Below are 1794 nucleotides of genomic sequence, written 5' to 3'. Positions count from 1 at the left end.
CATCCACCACCGCCGGCCGCGAACCCCACCGCGACACCGCCCCACCCAACACATCACCCAACACCACCGGCACCACACCAACCCCACCCGAGACGGCCACCGGACGGTCGAGTTCCTGCGATGTGAGGATCGGCGCCGCGAGCAGCGGGAGTTCCGGTGATCGAGTGAGGGCGTCGAGCAGATCGACGAACCGGGTGGCGAACGTGCGGACGGATTCCGCATCGAAGAGGTCGATCGCGTACACGATCGAGCCGGTCATCGCCTTCCCGGGACCGGCCGCATCCATGCCGATGAGCAGATCGACCTTTGCCGGGGTGATCGGGGCATCGACCGGCGAGATCGACAATCCGCCGATATCCGTCTCCGCGACACCGGAACCCATTTCGGGGAGCAGCTGCTGGTTGAGCGAGAGCCACACCTGCGCCAGTGGCGCGAAGGCCTCGGTCCGGACCGGTGCGACGTGCTCGACGACGGTCTCGAACGGCACGTCGGCGTGCGCGAAGGCCGCCAGGTCGACGGTGCGGACCCCGTCGAGGAAGTCGGTGAAGGTCTGGTCCTCGCGCACATGGGTGCGCAGGACCAGCGTGTTGACGAACATGCCGATCAGCGGATCCAGCACGGCCTGCCCGCGACCGGCCACCGGCGTGCCGACGGCGATGTCGTCGGTCGCCGAGAGTCGCGCGAGGAGCACCGCGAGCGCCGCATGGACGACGATGAAGGGGGTCACGCGTTGGTCGTTCGCCAGTTGGTCGATGCGGGTGACGACATCGGCAGGCACCTCGAACTGCACGTGGGCACCACGACTCGACGCCACACGCGGCCGGGAACGGTCCGACGGCAGTTCGAGGACCTCGGGCAGTCCGGCGAGCTGCGCCGACCAATACGACAGTTGTTCGCCGACAACGGATTCCGGATCGGCGGCGGTGCCGAGTACACGGTGCTGCCACAGCGCGAAGTCAGCCAGTTGCACCGGCAGCGCGTCGAAATCGGGTTCGTGACCGGACATGCGCGCGATGTATGCCCGCACCAGATCGTTGATCAGCGGTGTCATGGATTCGCCGTCGGCCGCGATGTGATGCACCACGAGGGCGAAGTAGTGCTCGTTGTCCGGCAGCGACCAGAGACGAGCGCGCACCGGCCAGTCGACGGTGACGTCGAAGCCGGCGATGGCAGCGGCCTCGAGTTCCGCCTGTGAGTCCACGACGGCCCAGTCGAGGCGATGCCCGATCTCGTCGACCCCATGCACCAACTGAGACGGGCCGTCGACCGACGGCGGGAATGTCGTCCGCAAGACCTCTTGTCGCGCAACGACATCCATCAAAGCGCTGTGCAGCGCCGGAACGTCAAGGTTGCCGGTCAGCCGCAGAACGGCGGGAATGTTGTAGGTGGGCGACGCCGGGTCGAGACGGTTGATGAACCACATCCGCTGTTGCGCGAAGGTCAGCGGGATTCGGTCGGGCCGTGGTTCCACGGCCACCACCGGGGCGAGTGCCACACCGCGGCCGGACAGCCGCACGACGAGTTCGCGGACGGTGGTCGCCTCGAAGATGTCCTGCACCGTCGCGGTGACATCGAGTGCCTCGCCGACCCGGGCGGCCAGACGCATCGCCGACAGTGAGTTGCCGCCGAGGTCGAAGAAACTGTCGGTCACCGACACCCGCTCCACCCCGAGCAACTCGGCGAACACCCCGGCCACCAGAGCCTCGGCATCATCGGCCGCCGCCACGAACTCACCGGCCTCGATCACCGGCTCGGGCAACCCCCGCTTGTCCAACTTACCCACCGGAGTCACCG

At 67.6% G+C, this 1794-nt stretch carries 1 protein-coding gene; it reads right to left on the bottom strand.

All coding sequences use genetic code 11. The features are described from left to right. Positions 1–1783: condensation domain-containing protein (locus ACWDTI_RS27230; RefSeq protein WP_449741262.1), on the bottom strand; the 1783-nt coding region annotated here is incomplete at its 3' end. Positions 1784–1794: the final 11 nt, after the last annotated feature.

Source organism: Gordonia sp. NPDC003424 (genome assembly GCF_053588655.1).
Note: the sequence above shows the minus strand (reverse complement) of the source record. Positions and strands in the feature narration are given on the sequence as shown.